Genomic DNA, 25,527 nt, shown 5'->3' on the forward strand with positions numbered 1-25,527 from the left:
GAAGTGTAGAAGCCTTCTTATTATTATTCAAACAAGGATCCCTGCTTTCATAGGGTTTTGGCAGCCTGTTCACCAAAAAGGCTGCTGAGCGAGCTCAGACCGTATCTTTTCGAGCACCATGCTCCCTATTATATAAGAATCTGTCCAGATTCACATTTCCAATGCAATGAATAAAGCCTCCCTGCTTTGGCACAGCAGGAAGGCTTTATCGGAGTCATATAAACACTTAATCGTATAGGCGAATGTCGGCTAACTGCAAGATGCCGCCGCTATTATTGGCTAGGTCGAATTTATAGTAGCGGTAAGCCGTAGTATTGCTAATGCTGTACGATTTCGTTTGGTAACGAGAAGCAAAGCTTTCATTCAATCGCGTGTCTAGAACTGTCCAGTTCGTACCATCATTTGATCCGGATAGCGTCCAATTCCTAGGATCACGTTCCGGGAAGTCGTTGGCGGAGGTGATGGAATAGGTTTTTACAGCATACGCATTAGTGCCTTCGAACTGATATTGAATATGTGAGGAGCTGTTAAACGTGAGCCATTTTGATGCATCGTTGTTATCGAAGGCATTCTCTTTTCCTTCCCCGGCAGGACTATTGTCGTTGCTGACCGTAATCGTGCCGCCTACAGTCAGTCCCCCTGGCTGCTGGCCTGCTTTAAAAAAGGGACTGTTGTTCAAGGTAATCGCACTGACTGGATCCCAGGCCGGGAGCTCATTTTCATTAAAGACATAGCCATCTGCATCTTTCAGTACAAAGAATCGATGCAGCCAGTCGAACCCACGCAGCATGATAGAATTTGGTCCCCCTTCATGCGGCAAGCCAAAAGCATGCCCGAGCTCATGCAAGGCAGCTCCGTATCCGATCGATATCGCTTTTTGCACCGTAGTGGCCGGTTCCCCTACGAAAGCAGGGTCAACAGGGCCAAGATCCGCAAACTTACTCAACACTTCTGTCTCGTCATTTGGGAACAGCCACACTGTTGAACCGCCAAACACGCCGTAATCGCCTCCACCGAGCGCAATATGGGCATACATATATTGAGCAGCTGCATCGTACTTGGAGAATCCGACAAAAGCAAGATTCTTTGTGCCTGCTTGCGGGTATTGTGCTGGAATCAGGCTCGCAACTTCTCCATACAAATCATCCTTATTGTAGCTCGTGTTGTAGTAATATGAGGCTGGATGCTGGCTTTTTAGCACATGCACCTCTACCTTGCCTGTAAGCTGATTCATCTCAAGGTTGAAGGTCTTGCGGCCGTATCCATTATTGTTCATTGAGTCTGCGGTAAAGGATTGGATGACTTTCATGTAGGTGCTTAGCTTCGCTTCGTAGTTTTGAGGGTCATTTGCTAGTTGGGTCTGGTACTGAGTGTTCCCATCGCTTGGGACGTACCAAAAAATGCGGGTTACAGCATTAGAGGTGTTCGGCTCGTAGTTCAACGTTAGTGTAGTCTGCTTCGTGCCGTTTTGGATAACCAAGTTATTTTCACCAGGTATGAGATCGGCAAATACTTTAAAGCGCCCTTGATGTACCTGTCCTTGAATGACCTTTGTGCTTCGATTAGAGGAGGTATTGGTTAACGTGATGGTTGTCGCGCTTGTATCGCTTACTATTCCTCGAATGAGCGGAAAGGAATAATGTATCGTTTCATTATTCGTAAAATTGGTCACTTCAACCTCTGGAGCAGGTGCCGTATTTCCGTTTGTCACGTTAACCGTAACGGGTTGGCTCATTGTACTCCCATGGCTGTTGATCAGCTTTGCCGTGTACGTATATGTACCATTCACTTTGCCCGTAAAAGCTTTTGTGGCTGTTTGCGGATTCGGTGTACCATCCGTCAGTGCTTGAGTCTCGATTCGAACATTGTTCTCATACAGCTCCAACGACGTTCCGTTCTCTCCCCAATACATACTCATCGTAATGGTGTAGTCCCCATCTCCATCCCAGTTGTCATGGGTCAGAACCGGCGTTCCTGGTACACCTGCAGCTGCTAACGCTGCTGACAGCGGCAACATGCTGAACAGGAGCATCACTGCGATACTAAACATGATCCATTTCTTTGGTTTCATTCCAATTACACTCTCCTATCCCTCTTTTAAAAATAGAATTATTGGAAAACTATTCCTACATGAGTGTAATCTTTATTTCATAGTATTACAATATGATTAATGAATGAAATATGTTTATTATTGTTAAATCCTATAACGGCCCTAATATCGCCAGTATTTCCCGTATATGATGACCCCTATTATATTCTAGTAAAAAAGCCTTCCTGCTGCTGTGTCCAGAAGCAAGAAGGCTTAATAGGAGTTCTTTATTTGATTAATGATGAAAATTGCACGAACTGCTATAAAAGGAATGATCGGCACGACCAGCAGATGTGATATGATTTATTCCCTGCTTGCTCCTGCTCGTTATACACTTTATTGATGTCGATTCAAGAAATCAACCATGGTGCTATACGCCTTCTTCTCGTTATCCCTCTTCGAGAAGCCATGTCCTTCGTCATCAAATACGAGATACTCAACATCGCGGCCTTTGGCACGAAGCGCCTCAACGATCTGATCCGACTCTTCCTTCACGACACGCGGGTCGTTGGCCCCCTGGATAACAAGCATTGGGTTCGTCATCGTATCCAGATACGTAATCGGCGAATCGGTAACAAAGCGTTCACGGTCGCGCTCAGGATCTCCTACCCAGCGATCCATCATCGGCTTCCAATGCTCCGGCACCGAGTTCACAAAGGTGAACAGATTGCTTACGCCGAAGATATCTACTGCAGCACGGAAATAGTCTGCATGACGGCCAGCCAGAAGCAGGGTCATGTAGCCGCCATAGCTTCCGCCAACGACAAACAGCTTCTCCCGACTGGAGATGCCTTGCTCAAACAGCCATTCCATTCCAGCAACACAGTCCTTGCGCGGACCCTCGCCCCAATCGCGCTCCACGAGCTTCACGAAGGAACTTCCATATCCTGTGCTGCCGCGGAAGTTCGGTGCAAAGATGTTATAGCCTTGTGCGAGGGTGTATTGGAACATCGCGCGGAAGAACTTGCGTTCTGCCGCTTGCGGACCGCCATGCGGCCAGAACACGGTATAACCATTGGCACACTCTGGCTTCGCACGGAAGAGCAGAGCCTCGATCTCCAGCCCATCAAAGGAAGGGTACGTAATAACTTCAGGATCCACGAGATCCTCCTTCGTCAAGCCAACAACGACGTTCTGAGTCAATCGGCCCCACGTTCCATTGCTGTAACGATAAATATTATACGGCTCAATGGCACTCCGTCCAAGCACATACAGCTGTCCAGACGGCATTGCAACCAGCTTCATCACGACATCGACCGGCAGCGCCATCGGCTCAAGCACGCCTTCATCCAACTGGAACTTATAGAGCTTATCCGCTACTCCCCGTTCCGTCGTCATGTACACCGTGCGGGAATCCTTATGCCATGCCAGGTCACTGATATCTTCCTTCTCGATCTTACAAATGGCTTTAAAAGCACCTGTGGAGATGCGGTACTCAGCCAGATAGTGAGTGTCTGCCTCATAATCGGTTACAAAAAGAATCGTGTCTTCATCAATGAACTTGACTCCACCTGCACGGTGCACTGTCTCTCTAGAAGGCGTTAGGCAACGATCCTCTTCACCTGAACGCTTCAATATCGCCAATTGATACGTATTGGAATAGGATTCTACATAGACATAGCTTGATTCATCAGGGCTGACGGCGGCCAAGGACGTTGTTGCCTCCTTACCCTCATTCAGCAATCGATTCTCTTGTGTTTTTAGATCATAAGCATGAGCATTCATGAACATCGGATTACCCTGAGAGGTTGTGTAATAAATACGTTCGCCGTCCTCTGACAAGTGGCTGAAGAATAATTTGTCCTTCTCTTCGGCTGGGATCAGCTTCTGGGGCTCGCCACCTTCCCATGGGAGTGCGTACATTTGTACATTTTCATCCCCCTCATGGTCAAACCCTGCCAGAATAAACTTCTGATTCGGATCCTGCTTAATATAGGCGGCCCGCTGATTGATATACGTCAAAGGATAAGGGTAACGCTGATCTCCCTGAAGGCTTAGCGCCCATAGATTGAACTTGCCGTTCAGGTTGCTGCTGAATACGAGACGCGATTCGTCTTTCGCTACATCAAAGTTGTCGATAATATAAGTTTCAAAATACTGATTCATGCTCGCTTTTGGAAATGTAATCATCATTCACCCTCCTAGATTTTCATACGATCGATAATCATCGAATATTACATTTGATAACCATCGAAATTAATGATAGTATAATATTACCTTTTAATCCATGTCAAGGAGATCATTTCATTATGCAATTGAAGCCCCTTTCGGATCGACTGCAAGTCGCCGTATCCCCTGTCTTCGAGCTGCTCGCGATGATGTTTCGTGTACATGCGCATGAGCATCTGCTGAAGCATCATACACGTGATATTAGCAGACAGCCGCTTGAACTCAATCATTGGGTGGAGCGCAAGCGGTCCATGATTCCAGAAGATGTCCGTAATGAGCTCGCGGTCTTTTTTGACTTCGAAAGCTATTTTGGACTTACGCTCATCTGGTTTGCTTGGAAGCACCAGGTACATGATTCGATCGACTCTCTAATGGAGAAGCTTCAGGATACGCCAAGCCAAGAATGGTTCCCCTTCCTTCTTCAAACCGGATACTTTGAACACAAAGATATCGATGATAACGATCCTGCTCAGGTTCATGCACTCATCGAGAACAGCAATCTGCCTGAGGCTGAGAAGTGGAAGGCAACCTATCTCTTTATTCATGCGGATCAAACAAAGCAAAGACTGATTCAGCTGCTCAAGGATTTCCATCCGTATGTAGCCGATGATCTTTATCAGTATATTCAACTTCAGGAGGGGCATGTCCAACTGCTCAAGAACTATATTGAAGAGCACGGCGAGGATGCCTTAATCAAGGTGTTTGAAACGATGCTTCAGATGGAACCTAAGGGGACAGGGCTGCTAAAGCTGGTACTTGCTCCAACTGCCTCATTCTATGATATTCATAGCTACAGTGAGCTTGATGATTGCATACTGCTTGTTTACGGCACAAAGAAGTTTGAAGCCTGCACCACACTCACAATGGACAAAGCACAGATCTTAAGTGCGTTCAAAATTCTTGCAGACGAGAAGCGCTTGGAGATCATTCGCCTTCTCCAGCAGGGGCCTCTGTATGGTTACGAGCTGGCACAACGGCTCCATTTATCGAATTCAACCGTCTCGCACCACTTGTCCTCTCTTGTTTCATTAGGGATTATCGAGGCGGTGCGCAAGGAAAACCGCATTTACTACGAGCATCGCGCAGATCAGATCGAGAAGCTGATGGAACAAATGCGAATTGCACTGATCGGCACATAGATCGTTTGATAGACTCGGCACAAACAAGTTGTTTCCAAGGTGTTAGTTGAACATACATACCCTCTCTTTCGGGACCATTTAATGATAAGTGATCGCGTATAGAGGCAGGTTTTATCGCCATAATAGTATTCAATGATGCTTAGGCAGCAGCGCTTATCCATTCTATATAATAAAAAACGAGCAACTGTTTATCAGTTGCTCGTTCGTCATGTTATGAAGATATACATACTCTATAGCCCAAGAATGAGCTCCTACTTTTACACCCAGCATTATTCTTCGTAACCTGTAGGATTTTATGTTCAATCAAAAAGCCCCTGCCCTACAGATTGCCCTGAATAACGAGCGCGATGATCATCACAATACCGCAGCTCATCGAAGCCTTAAGCGAGGCGTCCATCAGCGGCATATAAGCCTGTGAAGGATTCGTTGACTTCAAGCGTCCATAGACTTGATAGATCGGGATGATTGTGATCAGGGACAGCAGTCCATATACCGGAAGGATGCCAAGGATCACGCAAAGCACAACCGTACCGTAAGCCAGGAACATCAGCATGCGAGAGAAGCGAAGCGCTCGCTCTTCCCCCCATACGACGACGAGCGTATTTTTGCCAGTAGCCTTATCCGCCTGCCAGTGCAGGAAGTGATGGTTAAACAGCAAGAGCGTCGTCAGAATCCCAACAGGGAGTGACAGCAGGATCGCACGGTAGTCGAAATGACCCGTCTGCACATAATAGGAGCCGGCAATCGGAAGCACCCCGAAGGCCAACAAGATCGCGATCTCGCTGTAGCCCTTGCCTCGATAGCCATACTTAAGCGGCGGCGCCACATAGAAATAGGCAATCAGACCTCCGGACACAACAAAGGCCATAACCCACCAGCCGCTTAGCACACTAAGGAGCACGCCGCTCAATACAGCGATGAAGAGCAGCACCCATGTCCACACTGCAAAAGTTCGCATCGGCATTACACCATCTGACAGCATGCCGGAGTTCGTCGTGACAAGCCCCTCCTCGCTAGCCTCAACATCGACACCATTTTTATAATCCCATATATCGTTGATCATATTGGAAAATAAGTGGGCGCAAGCCGCACCTACTACTGTGATCACTAGCAGCATCGGGTGGAATTCTCCGTCCCAGACAAAAGCTGCAAGTGCGCCCAGCACAACCGGAACAAGCATGACGGGGATGACATAGAACCGAGATGCCTTGACGAATAATTTCAGCTTGTCCATTTCACTCGTATCTCCTCTCTACAACAAAATGTGACATATGTCACTATATAGATATAAGATGACATATGACGTTGAATCGGTCAATGGTTTCTCATTTCCTCTTTTTTCTCAAAATAAAAACAGTGAACCTATACGATGAGCGTATCATCGCCTCGTTCACTGCTTGGTATTGTTTCTACCTATAGCCACGGCTCTATCCTTGCGATGCGTTGAGCTTTTCTTCCCATTTCTCGAGCAGATCCTTCAATCTACGCTTGTACTTCATGCGCTCGGATTGATCTGTAATATATTCCTCATCAGGCTTCAGCTCTTCAAGCACTTGAAGCTCAAAAGCACTTTCCCCATACTGATCCCACTGCTTCTGCAGCTCCTTATTCATATGCGTTCCAAAGTCAAGGGTGAACTTCTCCTTATTCCACACCTGGTCCACATCCATGCTGCTTCCGAGCAAATAGTCCCCTGTTTCCTTGTTTACAATCTGATAAATTCCCATACGACGATGCGTCTTCGCATACTCGCGAGCCATCATCTTCAGCTCATCACGAGATTTCTTTGTCTTTGCCGGTTGCTCCATCATTTCGTCATCTCCTTATCTACCTTAGCCAATATTGGCTTCCGTCATCTTTGCGCTCCATAAACCCATACTCGATCAAATAGCGCCTTAACGTAACATAGTCATGATAGGCTGACTTTAGGATCTCATTGATTTCCTTCTCGCTGTACTTTTTGCCGCGCTCAAATCGATTCAGCAGCTGCTGGAGGATGACAAGCTTGCGCTTTTCCTTTTTCGGAAAAGACTCAATAGCACCGTTCATACCCTCTTGAAAATACTGCTTGAGAATCTTCTCCCTCTCCTCCTCCGTTACCGCGTAGCGTTCGTCTACACAAATAGCGGCTTGAGGAATCGGAACAAGCTTTGGGGCTTGCTGATTCTGTTCTTCCACAAGCTCCATCAAAGCAATAAACAGCTTCGCCTGCTTGAGCTTCTCACGCATTGTGAATCGATGGTTGCGGATGGTGGAGGCACTGCCGCCAAGCTCCCTAACGATTTCTGCATCCGGAATCCCTGCATAAAAGCGCGTCAACAGCTCCTTCTGTACATCTGACAGCCCGGTTCTCTTTTTATCAAGGCCGATCAAATAATGAAACATCGATTCATGCTCTACCTGAATATGAAGCTTCACCTTCTTCTTGGCTTCGTAGAACAAGCTTGGCTCCCCGTACGTATAGATGACGCCTTCTTCGTAGCATTGTCCACAAATAAGACAGACATGCTGCTCCGTGCCGGGATCGTAAAGATGGCCTTGCTTCAGTTCCTCTATCGTCGCACGCTGAAAAAGATCCGTAACATCATTTTTCATAAACGTTCACTCGTTTCGTTTGTTATTATACAAACATTATGCACTGTTGTTTTAAATATATCAAGCCCAATTGATTCCACATGCATGCTCGTCTTCTAATGATGAGGTGAAAAATACGCGATGTTATTGCCCGATCCATGTTAGTTGCGTCTAAGACGATATGAAGCATTAGGGTAAAAAAATAGCCCTACCACATGATCTCAAGATCAACGGTAAGGCTATTCGTCTAAGATTTAGATATGCCCTGCGATGAGAATAAAGCAGTTTCCTCACAAGGCATCCCCAATGATACTACACTAGGCTTGATCGGCAGAAAGCTCGCCGGCAGCCAAAGTATTCGTTAGCTATTTGCTCTTTTGTTGCGCTTAGCAAGCATCGGCAGAATCAAGCCAAGACCAAGCAGGATGAATGGAGTCACCACATTCAGAATCAACTGGAAATACCACTCGCTTGTGAATGCTTCGACTTTCGGGAACATCCCCATGATACAAGCAAACGCCGTGAACAAGAAGCACCAAAGTCCAATGCTGAACCCGAGCACTTTGTTTTTAATAAAGTAATACTCCGACTTGTACTTCTCAATCGCACGCATCAAGGCCATGAATGCAAGGAACACGAACAGATAGCGTAGCGGCATCACGATGGAGTTCAAGTCAAGCAGCCAGTTGAACAAGGAGTTCATCTCACCAATACCGAAGGCCGGAACCATGATGAGAATACCGACGAGAATCAATGTCAGCCAGTAACCGTTAACCGGTGTGCCTTTATCATTGGTTTTGAGCAAGGACTTCGGAATATGCGCTTCATCTGCATCCGCAAGCAATACTTTAAGCGGCGCATCAATCGAGAAGGCAAGCGCAGAGATCTGCGCAAGGGTGTTAGACAATGCATAGACAATCATCAGCACATTGCCAAGGCCGTAATATTCGCCAAGAATCTGGAAGGCATAGTATTGACCGTTCATCTTCAAATCAACAGGAATGTTGTGCGAATCGAACATAATGCCCATTGCATAGGAGCCAAGCAGCGCACAGACGGATACGAGAATGGCAAGCACGATCATACCGCGCGGGAACTCTCTTCCTGGGTTTAGCGTGTTGTTAACATAAGGCGAAATCTTTTCCGCCCCTCCTACTGCAAATACAAGCATGGACAAGGTCGTAAAGTACGCGAAGTTAAACTCCGGAATAAACGTCTTGAAGGTAATATTCTGCGTAGCAACTTCTGCTCCTGTGAAGGACGGAGCGGTTATAGCAAGCAGGATGTACAGCAAAGACATAATGAATACGCTGATCCCGGCAATGGTACCGATACGCTTCAAGGATGTAATCCCTCTTGAGGCAATCCACAAGAAGAAGACGAAAATAACAAGGGTAATAAGCTGCAGCCAGAAGGTGCTCATGGTCTTCGTCAAGTTCCCATTCCCCGTGAATGTCCAGCCAAGCGCAATCAGAATGGCCTGCGGCTTCTGTGCCAGATAAGGGATATGTACCACCCAATAAGTCCAAGCAGCCATGTAGGCAATGTCTTTGCCCATCGTTTCCTTAATCCAGCTGCTTACACCGCCTTTGCCGTATTTGAAGGCGGAGCCTAACTGGCCAACCATCAAAGCGTAAGGAACGAAGTACAAGGCTATGATAAGGATCCAAGAGGTAATAACCGTAAGCCCTTGGTTCGCATAGTTGTTGACAACGTTACCGAATCCCCATACGGAGACGAATGCCATAAGCGCAATGTTATACCATCGCAGCTTTTTTGCTTCTTTGTCACTCATATAACTCTAGCTCTCCTTTATTTAAATCCTCTATGGCGGCGTTTACACATGACGACACTTGGTCCGACATACGCGCAGTTAGCTTGTGATAACACGCACATAGACATTTCACTAGTATAATAAACCCTCACTGCCTATGCCTACTGGCAATTCCGGAAATTGTTCCAGTTTATTCAAATACCTGTTCTATCTTTAATGTGCTGGAAAAAATACCATCTGTATGGCAAAAAGAATGCCGAACACATAGAGGATAGGATGAACCTCGTTTCCTTTGCCATTAAACAGCTTCAAGAGCGGATACGTGATGAAGCCGATGGCGATTCCTGTTGCAATGCTTGACGTGAGCGGCATCATGATCATGATGGCGAACGCAGGGAAGGCTTCATCGAATTGCTTCCAGCGGACCCGTGCCAAACCCTCCATCATAAAGCAGCCCACGATGATCAGCGCAGGCGCTGTAATCGCAGATAAAGAAGAGATGCCTTCAATCAACGGCGAGAAGAAGAGCGCCAAGCAGAACAGGATGGAAATGACGAGCGTCGTTAATCCCGTGCGCCCTCCTGCAGCCACGCCAGCAGATGATTCCACATAGGCGGAGCATGGGGTCGTCCCCAACATGGAGCCCGCCGTGGTTGCAAGCGCATCGGCAAGCAGTGCTTGCTTCGCTCGAGGAAGCTTGCCATCCTGCATAATGCCAGCCTGTTCCGCTACGCCGATCATCGTTCCTGTTGTATCAAAAATCGCTACCAGCAAAAAGGCAAAAACAACCGTGTACAGCCCATGCTGAAAGACGCCTGCCACATCAAGGTCAAAGAATACGGGAGCAGCCGGCCACGACACAACGCCTGAGAATTTCAGCAGGCCCATGAAATAGCCTACAATTGCCGTGATGGCCATCCCAATAAACAACGCCCCCTTCAGGCCTCTAGACATGAGCACGAGCGTAAACAGCAGTCCGCCGATCGAGAGCACCGTGATCGGCTCACGCAGGTTGCCAAGCGTCACCATCGTCGATTCGTTGGCAACGACGAGCCCTGCATATTTCAGGCCAATGAAGGCGATGAACAAGCCAATTCCAGCCGTAATCCCATATTTCAAAGCAGGCGGAATCGAATCAATGAGCAGCTCCCGAAGCTTTGTAAAGGTCAGGAGCAAGAACAGGACGCCTGCTAGAAACACCGTACCGAAAGCGACCTGATAGCTGACGCCATGCGCGGCAACCACCGACGTAAAGTAGGCATTCATTCCCATGCCAGGCGCAATGGCAATGGGATGGTTGGCAAACAGCGCCATGCTTAGCGTGCCAATGATGGAAGCGAGTATGGTCGCCGTGAAGACTTGCTGGAATGGCACACCTGCTGCAGACAAGATCGCAGGATTCACAATAACAATATAGACCATCGTGAAAAAAGTGGTCATGCCTGCGGTAATCTCCGTTTGCACATTGGTGCCATTCTCTTTTAATTTGAACCATTTTTCGAGCATAAAAGAGGATTCTCCCCTTTCGATCAGCTTCATTCCCTAGTCAGGTGCAGATGAGAGATGATGCCTAATTGGTACATTCTAGGGCCATGTCCCTTTATTATGTGCAACTCTCTAAGCCTCATTCGCAGCTCGTAAAGATCCCGTAACGATATAACCCAAACGAAATGATAGTATGGAAGAGAATTGACTTCATACCGAGTTGTAACTATAATTGTTGCAACGAGGTGATCGAGATGAAGATCAGCAGCCGCTTCAGTGTTGCCGTCCATATTCTTTGTTTGCTGGGAATGAACCGGGGAGAGCATCAGACCTCGGAGTGGATTGCAGGAAGCGTGAATACGAATCCCGTCGTCATTCGAAGATTGATAGGAATGCTGAAGAAGGCCAACATGGTTCAAGTACGAGCAGGAACAGGTGGAGCGACGCTTATGAAGGAGCCTTCCAACATTACGCTGCTTGACGTCTACCAAGCGGTTGAAGTCGTGGGAGAAGGCGAGTTGTTCCATATGCACGAGAATCCGAATCCTGAATGCTTGATTGGTGCCAATATTCAGAACGTGCTTGAAGGCGTCCTAGGCCGTGCTCAAAGCGCAATGGAACGCGTGCTGGCCGGGATTACGATAGAGATGCTTATTGAGGATTTCAGAGAACGAACTCCACTCTCTTAATTTACATTAAAGTAAAACAGGGCTTTCCTCTCCTACGATGGAGAAGAAAGCCCTATTTGTATTGAAGAAATCAGGCAGCTGCTTTCTGCTGCTTATCTTTTCGGCGAAGTTTCATTAAGCTTTCATAGACGATCGGCACGATCACAAGCGTCAACAGCGTCGAGCTTGTGAGGCCGCCAATAACCGTAACGCCAAGGCCTTTGGAGATAAGGCCGCTGCCTTCCATTCCAATCGCAAGCGGGATCAATGCGCCAATCGTGGCGATCGCCGTCATCAGGATCGGACGAAGGCGAGTGGCGCCTGCTTCAAGCAGTGCTTCGCGCGTGGACCAGCCCTCGCTCTCCTTGTGTATAACGCGGTCGATCAAGACGATCGCATTCGTTACGACGATACCGATCAGCATCAAGGCCCCGATCATTGCGGAGATACTGATTGTCTCACCTGCAATCAAGAGGGCAACAATCGCTCCAATGACGGTAAATGGCAGGGAGAATAGGATCGCAAATGGCGCAAGTCCTCCGCCAAAGGTAATCACGAGAATCAGATACACGATGGCGATAGCCGCTAGCATTGCAATGCCAAGCTGCGTGAACGACTCTTGAATATCCTCCGTAACACCGCCCATCGAGATCTCCATTCCCGCAGGAACTTTAATGCTCTCGATCTCCTGGTTCACAACCTTGGATACATCAGCAACATTGCTTTCTGTGATTTCACCGCTAACTTGCAGCATGAGGCGTCCATCGCGACGTGTAATGGTATCGGAGGTTTGCCCCTTGTTCACATCCACAACATCCTTTACGGCCACCTGCTGCCCAAGCGGCGACATCAAGGTACGTGCAAGCAGGTCATCAATCTTGCTGTAAGTAGGCTCTTCCACTTGAACATACACATTCAGCTCTTTACCGTCATGCTTCACCGTCGTCAGCACAGGACGGCTGTGCTGCTGGCTGAGCGCCATGCCTACTTGTGCAGTTGTGAGCCCATATTGGCTGAGCTTCTCTTGATTAATCTTGAGCGTGTACTCATCATACGCTTCCGTCAAGCTGCTCTCTACATTTTTAAGACCCTCGATCTTGCTTAGACGAGATTCCAAGTCTTCTACGACTGGCTTCATCGCCTCTAGGTCCTGTCCAAATACTTGAACCTGAACCGAGCTTCCGCCAAAGCCGCCAGACATCATATCCATGCTGCCCCATTCGCCTTTTTCTGTCTGCTCTTGAAGCTCCTTAATGACTTGGTCTTTCTCTGTACTGAAATTTTCCGCACTGTCTTTATATTTAACAAAGAACAAGGCCTGATTGCTTTGCCCCATGCTTAGCGGATTGCTTCCCCCGAATGAATACTGGACCAGCTCCACATCCTTGCGGCCACGGAAAAATTCATCCGCAGAAGCCGTAATCTTCTCCACATCGGCTGTCGTCTGTCCCGGTGCCGGTTTAAAGGAGGCGATGACCATCTTCTCTTCGTCAGAAGGAAGGAAGCTCACACCAACCAGCGGCACGAGGAACAAGCTTCCTACAAGCAGGATAACCGCGATCAAGGAAGTGACTGCTTTATGATTTAAGCACCACTCCAAGAGACGTTTATATATTTTTCCTAATCGCGTTGGGTTGTCATCATGATGCATATGCTTCGATGCGATTCCCTTCTTGAACAGCGAATGTGCCATCATGGGCACAATCGTAATCGCCACGAGCAGGGAAGCAAGCAACGAGAACACAATCGTGAGCGCAAACGGCAAGAACATCTCCCCTACCATGCCCTTGACCAGACCTAGCGGAAGGAATACCGCAATGGTAACAATCGTGGAGGACATGATCGGAAGGAACATTTCCTTCGTCGCTTCCCGTATAAGATCCATCCCTTTCAAGGATTCCTTCTTCATGGATAAGCGGCGATAGATGTTCTCAACGACGACGATGGAATCATCGACAACTCGGCCGATCGCCACCGTCATAGCACCCAGAGTCATAATATTAAGCGTGATATCGAATTGCTTAAGCACAAGTACGCCAATAATCAAAGATAACGGAATGGACACGACTGAGATCAGCGTCATGCGCAGGTTGCGTAGGAACAGCATGATGATAACCATCGCAAACACAGCTCCGAAGATCGCCTTGCTAAGCATCGTTTGAACCGACTCTTCGATCGGCTCCCCTTGGTCAAAAGTAGAGACGAAGCGAATATCCGGATAACGGCTCTCGAACTCGCCCGCCAGATCCTTCGCTGCCTGCACGACTTCAACGGTATTGGCATCCGCTGCTTTTATGATTTGAAGGCTGATCGCATCTTTGCCGTTGGTACGCGAGATCGACTCAGCCTTGCCAATGACCTCAATCTTTGCCAGCTCGCCAAGCTTGACCGTTGGCAATTGAATGGAGGCGCCTGGCGGAATCGCTGCCCCGCCTTGTCCTTGGCCTGCTGCACCTTCTGCGCCTGCTCCCGGCGTCATTCCGGCGCTGCCGCCTCCCTGTGCCATGGCACCAGGGCTGTTTGCCCCATCGGGAGCACCCATTGAGGCGCCCGCTGCTCCTTGCGGAAGCGTAGGCGTATACGGGATCTGCAACGATTTCAACGCATCAATCGATGTCAGCTTGCCATCCACAAGAACGGATTGCTCCGTGTCGCCAAAAGTATATAATCCTAACGGGAACTTAAGATCCGAGCCTTTAATGATTCCCTGTACCGTATCTTGCGTCAAGCCGTACTGCTTCAGCTTCGCCTCATCAAAGGCAAGCTGCACCTCTTGGACATGCTGCCCAGTAATCTGAACCTGCGCTACGCCGTCCAAGCCTTCAAACTTCGGCAAAATCTCATCATTCACTTGCTTCGTTAAGGAAGCGAGCGATTGCTTCTCATCAGAAATGCCATAGGTCATGACTGGGAAGGCATTGAAGCTTAATCGAGATACTTGAGGGCTTTGAACGCCTTCTGGGAAGCTTTCGTCTGCCAGAACCTCCTTCACCTCATCAACAGCTTTATCCATATCGGTCTCAAAATCATATTCGATCTGAATCTGGGAGGCATTCTGGAAGGAAGAAGAACTCACCACATTCACGCCTGATAGATTCTGCACCTTCTGTTCGATCGGCTTCGTCACCTGATCGGCAACCTCTTGTGGTGTCGCACCCGGATATACCGTTGTTACGGTTACGAGCGGTGTCGTAATGTCCGGCAATGTCTCCATCTTCATGTTCAAGCCCGAATAGATACCAGCAGCTGTGACAATGATGGTCATGAGCCATACCGCAAATTTGTTATTCAATGTAAAACGAATGAGTCCATTCAACGCTTCTCTCCTCCTTAATCTCCTATCCAACTGGTCATTGACTGACCAGTCATAACAATCCATAATATACCTGATACGCCCAACCGGCGTCAACAACACCGTCAATGAATAATGTCACAATTATTTGACGACATTGTCTCTTCCTTGTCCTTCGTGCAAATGAAGTATAATGGAGGAATAAATAAAGAGAAAAATCGCTTGAACGAGTGATGGCCACACTGGAGCTTTACCAGGCTCCGCCTTCTGGATCTACCATACCGCGTGTGTGCAGCCTGTTGGTCCCTTCTTCGTTCAACCGATCTCATATCTAGGGGGATACCGATATGAAGGACAAGCAGCGCACAATCATTGAGCAGGCCATGAAGCTATTCGCGACTAAAGGTGTTACGTCAACGTCCATTCAAGAAATTGCAAGTGAAAGCGGCATTTCTAAAGGTGCTTTTTATTTGTATTTTGAATCCAAGGAAGCGCTGCTGCTTGCTATATTCAAGCACTACTACACTGAGATTCAAAGCCATATCGAGTCTCTTGAAAGCAAGGATCGAGATCCAAGAGAAACGTTTATTCTTCAGCTGCAATCACAATATGAGGAGATTACCAAGCACAAGGAATTCATCATCATGCATATCCGTGAAAATGCACTGCCATACAACGAGGACATGGCGGATATGATGGAGCTCATTCGCCGGGAAAACTGCGAATTTTTTGATAAGCATCTGAAAAAGCTGTATGGCGATCGCGTGCAGCATTATCACGCAGACCTGCTCGTTATGCTCCAGGGCATCATCCAAGCCTTTCTTCAGATGATGATTCTAGGACAACTGGCTTTGAATGCGCGCACAGTCGCTCAGTATACGCTGAATCGCTTGGACGATCTTGTAGCTGGTCTTGAACAGTCTCAAGAGGAGCCGCTGCTGCAAGACGATCAGCTTGCTGCGTTCATGTGCATCCCTACCATGGGTGAGAAGGATGGCTCCGACGAGAATAGTCTCAGCACTCTTATTAAAGCGCTGCAAGAGCTTCTTGCAGCGTTAACCGGCAACATAGATCAAGAACACGAACGTGTTACACTGGAAATTCTGGCTGAAGAGCTGAAGGCCGAGCAGCCTCGTATCCCGCTGATCGAGGGCATGCTTCATAATCTTTCCGATAAGCCGCAGTATGCCGATATCCTAAAGCGCATCCGGAAGCAGTTCAGGATGCAATGAACCCTAACTTTTGATGAAGCTCAAAAAGCGCCTGTGCTCCCACAGACGCTTTTTTTATGAGGATGGAGCAGGCACACGCCCTTTCACGATAAATCTCCAACTCAATCGATTGCTATTTATTTCTTTACTAGAGGCAGTAATGCCGATTACTTATTCTCAACATGAATGTTGATGACACCTGTCACATCCATGGTTACCTTAGCGCCGAACAATTCTTGGAGAGCATCCATGCCCACATAGAGCTTATGGTCCTTTTGCTCAGGAGCGGTCTTTAAGTTCACGAGCATGCGGTTCACGCCCGCTTCCTGCTTCCCTGCTTGCAAAGTAATGGTGCGTGCGCCTTGGCGAAGCACAAGATCATAATGCTCATCTTCGACAACGTTATATCCAAGCGCCTCGCCGATCATTTGAGCAGGCACCATTACCGTGTCGTGGGCTTCATATACATTGGCCTCGCGTGGATCGATGCCGTCGTTATTCACGACAAGCACGTAATGCAATGCTCCGTCCTGCGGAGTATCTGTTTCCGGCTTCTCTAGAGACGCGTTGTCTTCACTCACAACACCAATTACTCCCGTTACATCCACACCTGTCTTCACATTGAACAATGGGCCCAAATCCTCAAGATTGACGTATAGGGCATTGCCGATCATTTTAGGAGCTGCCTCCATGTTCACGATCATGCGGTTCACGCCTGCTGTCTTCTCGCCTTCATTCACTAATACCGTACGTACACCCTGACGTAGAACAAGGTCGGCAGCCTCATCATCTACTGTTTGATAGCCAAGCGCTTCAGCGATGGGTTGAATCGGCACCCAGATATGCTCCTCAGCTGCTACTCCCAACCAATCTCCTGTACCAAGTCCTTTATGGTTAACGGTAATGACGTAATGCTGCTCCCCATCTTGAGGCTTTTCCGTCTCTTGGTTGGATTGGCTTGTAATCGACAGCTTGCCGTTCGCAACATCCGCGTTAACCCCAACAAGATCTGTCAGAAAGGTAGAAGGCACATACATTTCATTGTCCTTCAAGACAGGAGCCTTGCCTAGCTCTCTAATCATTTTATTCAGTGTATAACGATCTTCCTTTGCCTTTACGGTAATTGTTTGGTTTTCCTTTATCATCTCAACGGACTTGCTCTCCTTGTTCCACTTGAGCTTATAACCAAGCTCCTCCATAACAGAGCGAACAGGAAGCATTACATGATGACCTTCAAGTGTAAATACACCTTTGACTTGCTTGCCATTCACATCGATTGAACCTGCTGCCTTATTCAGTACGTTTACAGCTTGTACTTGTGTTGGCGCAGGTGCTTGAGCAGCAAAAGTCGCTTGGGACCCCATCAATCCTAGTACGATCGCTAATGTCGTTGCTACCGATTTCTTCATATCACCGTTCATCCTCTCTTGATGTCTCTTTTTCGTTCTTTCCATGTAACACTATGTATCGCTATCATAAGCTGTTGTTCTTGCAGCAATGAAGCCATTGTTTTATGTTTGTCTCTTCCCTAAACGAGATCCCGTTATGAATTGTTGCAGCAAAGATTCATTTAGACCCGATCCATTATATTGAAGAATAAGGGAATGACATCCTCCTTCCTCAAGCAAGTATGATGCACTGATCGTAAGGGCATCTGCCAAACAAAAAAAGCCCTGTCTAAGAACAGGACTGTATCATAAGCGGCATACGGCTTTGCAGATATGTTTATGTATTTTCATAAAAAGCATCAGCTTACTTCTCCTAGAATGAAGCTGACGATTAGAATAACAAAGACCGCTGCGGTAATCGCGATATACAGCCAATCCTTCTCCTTTATGAACACAAGGATCGATACCGCTACACGAATGACTGGAGTTAGGATGAGCAGCAATAGACCCGCTGCCATGACCCCATAGGGCTTCAATTGAAGCACGCCGCGAACAACCGTGCTCAACGTGGTCGGATACATGTCTCCCGGATATCCACTTTGGCCCGTTATGACAAATAGAATAAGCCCACATACAATACCCCCACTGCTAATCAGCACGCTCACTCGGATGACTTTACTGACAAGCAGCTCTACATCCTCAATGCCTTTCATCCTTTGTACCCCCATCCCTGCCATATCATTTGGATGGCGATATAGAGAAGGATCGGAATAAACAGGCGGCGGATCGTCCTGCTCTTGAGTCGCTGCATCAGCCGTGCCCCTAAGGTCGCGCCGATCAATACACCCACCGCAACGGGAGCTGCAATCTTCGGATCGATATCCCCTCTTACGAAAAACAGCCCTGCGCTTGCCGCTGCCGTTACGCCCATCATGAAATTGCTGGTTGCGCTGGACACTTTAAGCGGCATCTTCATGAACATATCCATCGCCATGACTTTGAAGCTTCCGCTCCCGATACCAAGGAGACCAGACATCACGCCTGCCCCATACATGACGCTAAGGCCTGCATACACGTTGGATACCTGATACGAGACCTGCTTGTCCAGTGCCTTGTCATAGTAGGAGCCGTTCAAGCGAAGCTTCTCCGCCATCGGATGAGGCTTCACATTCGTCGGCAGCTCGGTGTTCACCTTTTTCAGCATATTAAGGGAAGAATACAAGAGCAGCAGACCAAAAATAATGTATAGCGCCTTTGCAGAAAGAAAACCTCCGACAAAAGCCCCCGTCACCGCACCCAGGGTTGTGCCAAGCTCAAGAAACATCGCTACCCGAATATTGGTCAGATGATCTCTTAAATAGGCTATAGCCGCTCCACTGGACGTCGCAATAACCGATATAATGCTAGAGCCGATTGCGTACTTGATATCAAGGCCGAACAGCAGCGTCAATGCGGGGGTTACGATAATGCCTCCGCCAAGGCCCAGCACCGCCCCTACTACACCGGCCACAACAGATATGAGCAGGATCATGAATGTAAAGCTGACCACACGCACTTCCCCCTTCTCTTAAGCAATCTTTGTTCCTTAAGATGCCAAGTTGGAGAGGAAATATGCCTGGCCTGTCCCGAGCCCGAAGCAGGTGGGTATTAATCCCATTGACTTGCATGTACGGCCTCGTTAAGATGTGTAAAACACCAATTGCATAACATCTCGTATATACTCGGAAATAAGGTCCGAACGTCTCTACCAAACTACCGTAAATAGTTTGACTACGAGTGTGGATTAGAAGCTAGAAAGAAGGTGCCTTGTGAATTGCACCTCTTTTCCTATACCCTTTAGTCCTGCTCAGTCAAGCTCTGGCCGTCGTGCCAGAGCTTTTCGTTTAGGTAGCCGACACGGTACAAAAGCTAATCATTGAACATGAACAAAAGGGGAGAGGAACATCATCATGAGATCAAACAAAGAACAACTGGAACGTGCCATTCGCGCAGCAAGCAAGCGTCAAGCTGCTGAGCTGGTTATTCGCAACGCCAAGATCGTTGACGTCTTTAATCTAGAGATCCTGTCAGGCGATGTCGCGATTACAGATGGACGTATCGTAGGGATCGGATCTTATGAGGGAGAACAGATAATCGATGCGGGCGGCAAATATTTGGCCCCTGCCTTCATAGATGCCCATGTCCACATTGAGTCTTCCATGGTCACTCCAGCAGAATTCGCTAGAGCGGTACTGCCGCATGGCGTCACGACTGTAATTACGGATCCCCATGAGATTGCCAATGTAAGCGGCGAACGGGGCATTCAATATATGCTCGATGCATCAGAGGAACTGCCTCTTGATGTGCGCGTCATGCTTCCTTCCTGCGTGCCGGCTACGCCTTTTGAGCATGCAGGTGCGGTGCTCGGGGCAGATAAGCTTAAGCCTTTTTACAACCATCCTCGCGTGCTTGGCCTAGCAGAGGTCATGGACTATCCATCCGTTGCAAATGGAGAGGACGATATGATGAACAAGCTTGTTGATGCCTCGCTTCATCGTGGGCAGATTGACGGCCACGGTGCTGGACTGGACGGAGAAGCTATTAATGTGTATCGCACGGCTGGAATCGTAACGGACCATGAATGCGTGAATGCGGAGGAAGCAAAGGAACGACTACGAAGAGGCATGTATCTTATGCTGCGCGAGGGGTCTGTCGCGAAGGATGTCAAAGCCTTGCTGCCAGCCGTTACCCCTCACAATGCACGTCGCTGCATGTTCTGTACCGATGACAAGCACTTGGATGAGCTGCTTGATGAGGGCAGCGTGGACCACAACGTTCGACTGGCGGTTGCAGAAGGACTCGATCCGCTGATGGCCATTCAGATGGCATCCTTGAATGCAGCAGAATGCTTTGGCATGAAGCATAAGGGCGCGGTAGCCCCAGGCTATGATGCTGATCTGCTTCTGCTGGACGACTTGGAGCAGCTTCATGTTCGCCAAGTGTATCGCTTGGGTGAATTGATTGCAGAGGATGGCAAGTATGTAGGGCCAGAGCTCCATATTGTTGCACCGCCGAAGGAGCTGCTTCAATCTGTAGTACTTCCACATCTTGAAGCTTCCGATCTTCATATTCCGTTAAAAGGGGAACATCGCGGGAACGGAATTGTTGAAGCATGCTGCCACGTGATTGGAATCATTCCGAACAGCTTAATCACCAAGCATCAGCTTGAATGGGTACAGGTAGAGCATGAACGCTTTGTACCATCTCTGTCCTCTGACCTATTAAAAATGGCGGTGCTTGAGCGTCATCATCACACCAATCATATCGGTCTCGGCATTGTTCATGGATTCGGGATGAAGCGTGGCGCCATTGCTTCGACAGTTGCCCATGATTCGCATAATCTTGTCGTCGCAGGGACGAATGATGAAGATATGCTGGTGGCGATCGAGGCCTTGAAGCAATCAGGAGGAGGTCTTGCCATTGCATGTGGCGGCAAGCTGCTCGCAACGGTCAACCTTACCATATCCGGCCTTCTATCTGCCGAGCGATATGAACGTGTGCTTGAGCAGTTGGACAAGCTGCATCAAGCCTTGAAGGAGATTGGCGTTTCCGAGGCGTTTCATCCATTCGTAACGTTATCCTTCTTGTGCCTGCCCGTTATCCCAGAGCTGAAGCTCACGGACATGGGGCTATTCGACTTCAGCACGTTCTCTCATATTCCGCTTCAAGTTGAAGAAGGAGAAAAGAAATAATTCGCCCACTATCCTGTTTCGAATCGATGATAAATGAACAGGCATATACACATAACCGCAAACGGCGTGGGATAACCATCGTCTTTGCGGTTTTTATGTTCACCTTATTCACGACCTATCCACTATTCACAGAGTTATCCTCGTTATGAACACCTCAAATCGAATAATAGCCTTCTTTTTGATTTAAAATATATTATTCACATGTGGATAATGAGATATTGCCCTGCTCTACCGATCTTGTCCACAAGTTATCACCTATTTTGCGCTCCAACGTTCATTCCATCCAAGCTCTATACAAACTGGCACTGCTCTCGTATGAATTAAGTCTCTTTCACACATGCTAAACGGAGCATACATTCATACCTTGTCCAACGCAGAACTCGAGGGGGAGCAGCATGAAGAATATATGGAACATTTATCGAACCGATCTGAAGAGAATTATGACCAACTTCCCGGCAGCCGTCATTATTGGCGGTCTTATCGTGCTCCCCTCTTTATATGCTTGGTTCAACATCGTAGCCTCATGGGATCCATACTCCAATACAAAAGGAATACAGATCGCCGTTGTGAATCAAGATGCAGGCACAACACTGATGGACCAGCCCATTAATGTAGGGAAAGAGATTATTGACGCTTTGAAAGACAACCATGACCTTGGCTGGACCTTCGTTGATGAAGAAGAAGCAATGCGAGGCGTAAAGCATGGCGATTACTATGCCAGCATCCTCATTCCAAAGGATATGTCTGCTCGAATCGGAACAATCTTATCGGCCAATCCCCAGAAGGCCATTATTGTCTATGTTGTTAATGAAAAAATCAATGCCATTGCACCTAAAATTACAGACAAAGGTGCGACGACCATCATTCAGCAGGTTAGCTCCCAGTTTGTGGAGACTGCGAATGGCACCATCTTTAACATCTTTCATGCTATTGGCCTTGAGATCGAGCAGAATCTCCCCTCCATCATAAAAGTGAGAGATCTGATTCTTAAGCTTGATCAGCACTTTCCAGAGTTAAGCCAATCGGTACAGGTGACCCTCGTCGATGTCGAGAAAGCGGGCAAAATGATCGCAGATGCAAAAAAAAGCCTTCCGATCGTGGCTGACGTTGCTCAAAAAGGGAAAGACGTTGCGTCAAAAGTATCGAATGTGCTGGGCTATGGGGAAAGTGGACTCCTCAGCATGGCGCCGCTTGTGAAGCAGGACCTTGCCAATGTATCAACAATTGCGGATTCGGTGCATCAAACTGCCGCTGCGCTACAATCAGCTGCGCAGGAGCCTTCTGCAGGCATTGCACTGCTGAGCCGAACGGAGCAGAGGCTTGCAGTCGCTTCAACGATCACGGACCGATTGATCGCATGGCATCAGAAGCTTCAGGCGTTCCTGCCTGCTGGACTTCTCAATCGTAAGCTCGAGCGATTGACCGCCATTCAGAAGCGGTTCAACAATCAGATGTCTATCATAGGGACACTTCGCAGTGCGCTCAAGAATGGAGAGGGTGCGGCACAGGATTTGCTTGATCGGCTGGACGCATCCGCTGTAGAGACGGCTTCGATTGCAGGTGAGCTTGCCGATCGATTCGATGCCGATATCGTCCCAGCGGTGCAGGATAAGCTTGCTAAAGCCAAGCATACCGCAGATCAGGTCACACAGGTATTGAATACAGGACTGCAGGATCTTCCTGATGTAAACAAGCTATTGGAGGACGCCTCCAAGGTGACGCCGATTGCAGGCAAGGAGCTTCGCCAGATTCAAACGGAGCTGCCCACCATTCAGCAGAAGATCCACAAGATCGCTAATGATATCAGGGATCTGGAAAGCAAGGGGAATATCAACGAGGTTCTCGATCTGCTGCTGCACGATGTGCAGAAGGAAAGCCAGTTTTTTGCCGAGCCTGTTCAGCTAAAGGAAAAGAAGCTGTATCCCATTCCAAACTACGGGTCAGCGATGACGCCTTTTTATACGATCCTGTCTTTATGGGTAGGGGCTTTATTGCTTGTCTCGCTATTGACGGTAGATGTTCATGAGGAAGGCGTATCGTACAAGGATCACGAGGTGTACTTTGGGCGCTACTTCACTTTTTTAACCTGCGCTCTTCTCCAGACTCTGTTCTGTACATTAGGAGATTTGTATATCCTGCGCACCTTTGCCGTAGACAAGCTGTGGTTCGTCCTGTTCGGCCTATACAGCAGCGCTGTTTTTATGCTGATCGTGTATTCACTCGTCTCCGTGTTCGGCAACGTAGGGAAAGCCATTGCCATCGTGATGCTTGTGCTCCAGGTGGCAGGCTCAGGAGGAACCTTTCCGATTCAACTGCTCCCTGCCTTTTTTCAAAGACTATATCCCTTTCTGCCGTTCAGCTATTCCATTAGCCTGCTCCGCGAGGCGACAGGCGGCATGCTGTGGGATATTGTTTATCGCGATCTTCTAAGGCTCTTCATCTTTGCTGCGCTTGCGATGCTGCTTGGACTTGTTCTCAAATCGCCGATCAACCGAGGGTCGGCCAAATTGGTTAAGCGGGCGCGCGAAAGTCATATTATTCATTAGCAACACTTATGGCAGTAAGAGAAAAAACCATATATAACAAACTTAACTCTTTAATAAGGGCAGCACGCTGTCGCGAGGCGCATTCAAAGGACATGGATATGCTCGGTTACTAGCGGAACGACCATAGGCAACTGAGCAAGCGCACATCTCATACCTCTAAGCGACTGCCCTTGTTAATATTGTTATGACAGCATCAAGTCGACATAGCAATTGCGTCCGTCAGACGTTACTTTACCCTTTGTAAGCTGCACACTCTCCGTGAACATCGGGCCATCCATACAGAAGGTATGGAATTCGCCATACTCCGCACAGCGATCTACCTGAGGGGGAAGCGTATCAAGCAGCTCGCTTGTGATCTCCTGTCCCAAATACGAAGCATCAAGCCTTGTCGTATCTACAGCAACAATGACGGTGCGATACCCAAGATCCAAGAATTGCTCCAGAATATGCTCTGGATGGTCGCCCCAGAGTGGGTAAATACCGGTAACTCCGTACTTCTCATTTAGTTGGTCTCTGTAGCTCTTTACATCCTCCAGATGGATGTCTCCGTACATCACACAATCAATCCCCTGCTCCTTCAAGCGCGAGTAGCACTTGCCCACCTGGCGATCGTAGTCAGCATAAGAATGCCCTCTCGGCTGGTACAGCCAAATGACCTCTAGCGGGAGCCGAAGTGCCTTCGCTTGTGCCTGCATGACCTCAAGTCGAATGCCATGAGCCGTTGATCGATGCGTATTGGCATTAAAGGTTGTCATTAACCCTACAGCCTCATACTGATCCCGATAGGCTTCATCATGCCGCAAGCGATACAAGGCAAGCGTAGCATCCTTTCCGCCTGAGGTCGCAATCATGACACGCTTTTTGGCATGCTGGTGTTTTCTAGGTTCCATATGATGATTTCTCTCCTTACAAGTTAGCGTCACGATTCACAATGCTAGGAGCCATTATATCATCACCAGCAGACAAGCAAAAAGGAATGCTCTGCAGTCGATCATTTCTAACCTGATCCTGCAACAGCATTCCTTTGCTTGTTTATAATGTGTTAGGCTCCACTCCTCCAATCCCGAGCAATACAGCCTAATGCTCCTTACGACCAGCAGAATGGTAAATTAGGCTGCGTCTTACTTTCGTCCCAAAAGCTCAGGAATGGTAACCAGCTCAATGCCTTGATCTCTCAGCTGCTTGATCATGCGAGGTAACGCCTCCACGGTACCTGTCAGATCCTCACCTGTTCCGCCAGCTCCATGCTGAAGCACGATCGATCCGGATCCGATATGACTCATGACATTGGAGACCACTTGATCGGCGTTGAGACCTTTCCAATCCAGCGAATCCACGTTCCAGTTGACGATTAACAATCCCTGGCTGGCCAGCCACTTTACTTGCTCTTCGCTTACGTTGCCATAAGGCGGGCGAATAATCGTCATCGTTTGACCGGTAATATCCTTAATTGTCTGCTGC

The 25,527-nt window shown here is 48.1% G+C and carries 18 protein-coding genes and 1 riboswitch; of the genes, 5 read left to right on the forward strand and 13 right to left on the reverse strand.

Translation table 11 applies throughout. From position 1 onward, the window contains the following. Window positions 1-226: 226 nt before the first annotated feature. Together I2H74_RS09950 and I2H74_RS09955 are read right to left on the reverse strand one after the other, a co-directional pair. On the reverse strand, window positions 227-2,071 hold the full coding sequence (locus tag I2H74_RS09950; RefSeq protein WP_195573805.1) for a discoidin domain-containing protein: 1,845 nt from the start codon (window positions 2,069-2,071) through the stop codon (window positions 227-229). A 354-nt stretch (window positions 2,072-2,425) separates the two neighbouring features. Further along, complete coding sequence (locus I2H74_RS09955) at window positions 2,426-4,219, reverse strand: alpha/beta fold hydrolase (protein WP_195574061.1); 1,794 nt, start codon at window positions 4,217-4,219, stop codon at window positions 2,426-2,428. 119 nt (window positions 4,220-4,338) lie between these two features. On the opposite strand from I2H74_RS09955, the gene I2H74_RS09960 reads away from it, so the two are divergent. Next, on the forward strand, window positions 4,339-5,397 hold the full coding sequence (locus I2H74_RS09960; RefSeq protein ID WP_195573806.1) for an ArsR/SmtB family transcription factor: 1,059 nt from the start codon (window positions 4,339-4,341) through the stop codon (window positions 5,395-5,397). Between the two features lie 319 nt (window positions 5,398-5,716). On the opposite strand, the gene I2H74_RS09965 is transcribed toward I2H74_RS09960, so the two are convergent. The 5 genes from I2H74_RS09965 to I2H74_RS09985 all read right to left on the reverse strand — a co-directional run bounded on the left by I2H74_RS09965 (window position 5,717) and on the right by I2H74_RS09985 (window position 11,251). Then, window positions 5,717-6,631: a prenyltransferase gene (locus I2H74_RS09965; RefSeq protein ID WP_195573807.1), complete on the reverse strand. Its 915-nt coding sequence runs from the start codon at window positions 6,629-6,631 to the stop codon at window positions 5,717-5,719. A gap of 193 nt (window positions 6,632-6,824) precedes the next feature. Beyond that, window positions 6,825-7,208 carry a GIY-YIG nuclease family protein gene (locus tag I2H74_RS09970; RefSeq protein ID WP_195573808.1) on the reverse strand — a complete coding sequence of 128 codons (384 nt, stop codon included), beginning with the start codon at window positions 7,206-7,208 and terminating at the stop codon, window positions 6,825-6,827. A gap of 16 nt (window positions 7,209-7,224) precedes the next feature. Beyond that, window positions 7,225-7,992 carry a DUF2087 domain-containing protein gene (locus I2H74_RS09975; RefSeq protein WP_195573809.1) on the reverse strand — a complete coding sequence of 256 codons (768 nt, stop codon included), beginning with the start codon at window positions 7,990-7,992 and terminating at the stop codon, window positions 7,225-7,227. A gap of 340 nt (window positions 7,993-8,332) precedes the next feature. Next, window positions 8,333-9,766 carry an amino acid permease gene (locus I2H74_RS09980; RefSeq protein WP_195573810.1) on the reverse strand — a complete coding sequence of 478 codons (1,434 nt, stop codon included), beginning with the start codon at window positions 9,764-9,766 and terminating at the stop codon, window positions 8,333-8,335. 192 nt (window positions 9,767-9,958) lie between these two features. Continuing rightward, entirely contained in the window at window positions 9,959-11,251 is a 1,293-nt protein-coding gene (locus I2H74_RS09985) for an NCS2 family permease (protein WP_195573811.1), read from the reverse strand. A 233-nt stretch (window positions 11,252-11,484) separates the two neighbouring features. Here I2H74_RS09985 and I2H74_RS09990 point away from each other — a divergent pair, with 233 nt between their 5' ends. Then, a complete protein-coding gene (locus tag I2H74_RS09990; RefSeq protein ID WP_195573812.1) occupies window positions 11,485-11,919 on the forward strand; it encodes an Rrf2 family transcriptional regulator in 435 nt (144 codons plus the stop codon). Between the two features lie 70 nt (window positions 11,920-11,989). Here the strand turns inward: I2H74_RS09990 and I2H74_RS09995 are convergent, their stop codons facing one another. Then, window positions 11,990-15,214 carry an efflux RND transporter permease subunit gene (locus tag I2H74_RS09995; protein WP_195573813.1) on the reverse strand — a complete coding sequence of 1,075 codons (3,225 nt, stop codon included), beginning with the start codon at window positions 15,212-15,214 and terminating at the stop codon, window positions 11,990-11,992. 323 nt (window positions 15,215-15,537) lie between these two features. Here I2H74_RS09995 and I2H74_RS10000 point away from each other — a divergent pair, with 323 nt between their 5' ends. Next, the gene (locus I2H74_RS10000; protein WP_195573814.1) at window positions 15,538-16,422 is read left to right on the forward strand and encodes a TetR/AcrR family transcriptional regulator; all 885 of its coding nucleotides are present in this window, start codon (window positions 15,538-15,540) and stop codon (window positions 16,420-16,422) included. Between the two features lie 146 nt (window positions 16,423-16,568). Here I2H74_RS10000 and I2H74_RS10005 read toward each other — a convergent pair whose 3' ends face one another. The 3 genes from I2H74_RS10005 to I2H74_RS10015 form a co-directional block, all read right to left on the reverse strand. Beyond that, a complete protein-coding gene (locus tag I2H74_RS10005; RefSeq protein ID WP_195573815.1) occupies window positions 16,569-17,810 on the reverse strand; it encodes a stalk domain-containing protein in 1,242 nt (413 codons plus the stop codon). 338 nt (window positions 17,811-18,148) lie between these two features. Continuing rightward, window positions 18,149-18,502 (reverse strand): DUF1634 domain-containing protein, encoded by a 354-nt coding sequence (locus I2H74_RS10010; protein WP_195573816.1) that lies wholly within the window; start codon window positions 18,500-18,502, stop codon window positions 18,149-18,151. Continuing rightward, window positions 18,499-19,320 carry a sulfite exporter TauE/SafE family protein gene (locus I2H74_RS10015; RefSeq protein WP_195573817.1) on the reverse strand — a complete coding sequence of 274 codons (822 nt, stop codon included), beginning with the start codon at window positions 19,318-19,320 and terminating at the stop codon, window positions 18,499-18,501. The genes I2H74_RS10010 and I2H74_RS10015 overlap by 4 nt, the downstream gene beginning before the upstream one ends. 160 nt (window positions 19,321-19,480) lie before the next feature. Further along, window positions 19,481-19,582: riboswitch (purine riboswitch) on the forward strand. 156 nt (window positions 19,583-19,738) lie between these two features. Between I2H74_RS10015 and ade the strand changes: the two genes are divergently transcribed. Then, entirely contained in the window at window positions 19,739-21,520 is a 1,782-nt protein-coding gene (ade, locus tag I2H74_RS10020; protein ID WP_195573818.1) for an adenine deaminase, read from the forward strand. 395 nt (window positions 21,521-21,915) lie between these two features. Next, the gene (locus tag I2H74_RS10025; RefSeq protein ID WP_195573819.1) at window positions 21,916-24,066 is read left to right on the forward strand and encodes a YhgE/Pip domain-containing protein; all 2,151 of its coding nucleotides are present in this window, start codon (window positions 21,916-21,918) and stop codon (window positions 24,064-24,066) included. 182 nt (window positions 24,067-24,248) lie between these two features. Here the strand turns inward: I2H74_RS10025 and I2H74_RS10030 are convergent, their stop codons facing one another. Then, window positions 24,249-24,956, reverse strand: a complete 708-nt coding sequence (locus I2H74_RS10030; RefSeq protein ID WP_195573820.1) for an ATP-binding protein — start codon at window positions 24,954-24,956, stop codon at window positions 24,249-24,251. Window positions 24,957-25,187: 231 nt separating this feature from the next. Then, a partial coding sequence (locus tag I2H74_RS24575; protein ID WP_229106540.1) for a polysaccharide deacetylase family protein occupies window positions 25,188-25,527 on the reverse strand: 340 nt, incomplete at its 5' end.

The organism is Paenibacillus sp. 1001270B_150601_E10, assembly GCF_015558675.1.
GTDB lineage: Bacteria > Bacillota > Bacilli > Paenibacillales > Paenibacillaceae > Paenibacillus_B.

Coding starts and splice junctions, on each gene's coding strand:
- I2H74_RS09950 (WP_195573805.1), bottom strand. CDS start 2,071: ATGAAACCAAAGAAATGGATCATGTTTAGTATCGCAGTGATGCTCCTG.
- I2H74_RS09955 (WP_195574061.1), bottom strand. CDS start 4,219: ATGATTACATTTCCAAAAGCGAGCATGAATCAGTATTTTGAAACTTAT.
- I2H74_RS09960 (WP_195573806.1), top strand. CDS start 4,339: ATGCAATTGAAGCCCCTTTCGGATCGACTGCAAGTCGCCGTATCCCCT.
- I2H74_RS09965 (WP_195573807.1), bottom strand. CDS start 6,631: ATGGACAAGCTGAAATTATTCGTCAAGGCATCTCGGTTCTATGTCATC.
- I2H74_RS09970 (WP_195573808.1), bottom strand. CDS start 7,208: ATGATGGAGCAACCGGCAAAGACAAAGAAATCTCGTGATGAGCTGAAG.
- I2H74_RS09975 (WP_195573809.1), bottom strand. CDS start 7,992: ATGAAAAATGATGTTACGGATCTTTTTCAGCGTGCGACGATAGAGGAA.
- I2H74_RS09980 (WP_195573810.1), bottom strand. CDS start 9,766: ATGAGTGACAAAGAAGCAAAAAAGCTGCGATGGTATAACATTGCGCTT.
- I2H74_RS09985 (WP_195573811.1), bottom strand. CDS start 11,251: ATGCTCGAAAAATGGTTCAAATTAAAAGAGAATGGCACCAATGTGCAA.
- I2H74_RS09990 (WP_195573812.1), top strand. CDS start 11,485: ATGAAGATCAGCAGCCGCTTCAGTGTTGCCGTCCATATTCTTTGTTTG.
- I2H74_RS10000 (WP_195573814.1), top strand. CDS start 15,538: ATGAAGGACAAGCAGCGCACAATCATTGAGCAGGCCATGAAGCTATTC.
- I2H74_RS10005 (WP_195573815.1), bottom strand. CDS start 17,810: ATGAAGAAATCGGTAGCAACGACATTAGCGATCGTACTAGGATTGATG.
- I2H74_RS10010 (WP_195573816.1), bottom strand. CDS start 18,502: ATGAAAGGCATTGAGGATGTAGAGCTGCTTGTCAGTAAAGTCATCCGA.
- I2H74_RS10015 (WP_195573817.1), bottom strand. CDS start 19,320: ATGATCCTGCTCATATCTGTTGTGGCCGGTGTAGTAGGGGCGGTGCTG.
- ade (WP_195573818.1), top strand. CDS start 19,739: ATGAGATCAAACAAAGAACAACTGGAACGTGCCATTCGCGCAGCAAGC.
- I2H74_RS10025 (WP_195573819.1), top strand. CDS start 21,916: ATGAAGAATATATGGAACATTTATCGAACCGATCTGAAGAGAATTATG.
- I2H74_RS10030 (WP_195573820.1), bottom strand. CDS start 24,956: ATGGAACCTAGAAAACACCAGCATGCCAAAAAGCGTGTCATGATTGCG.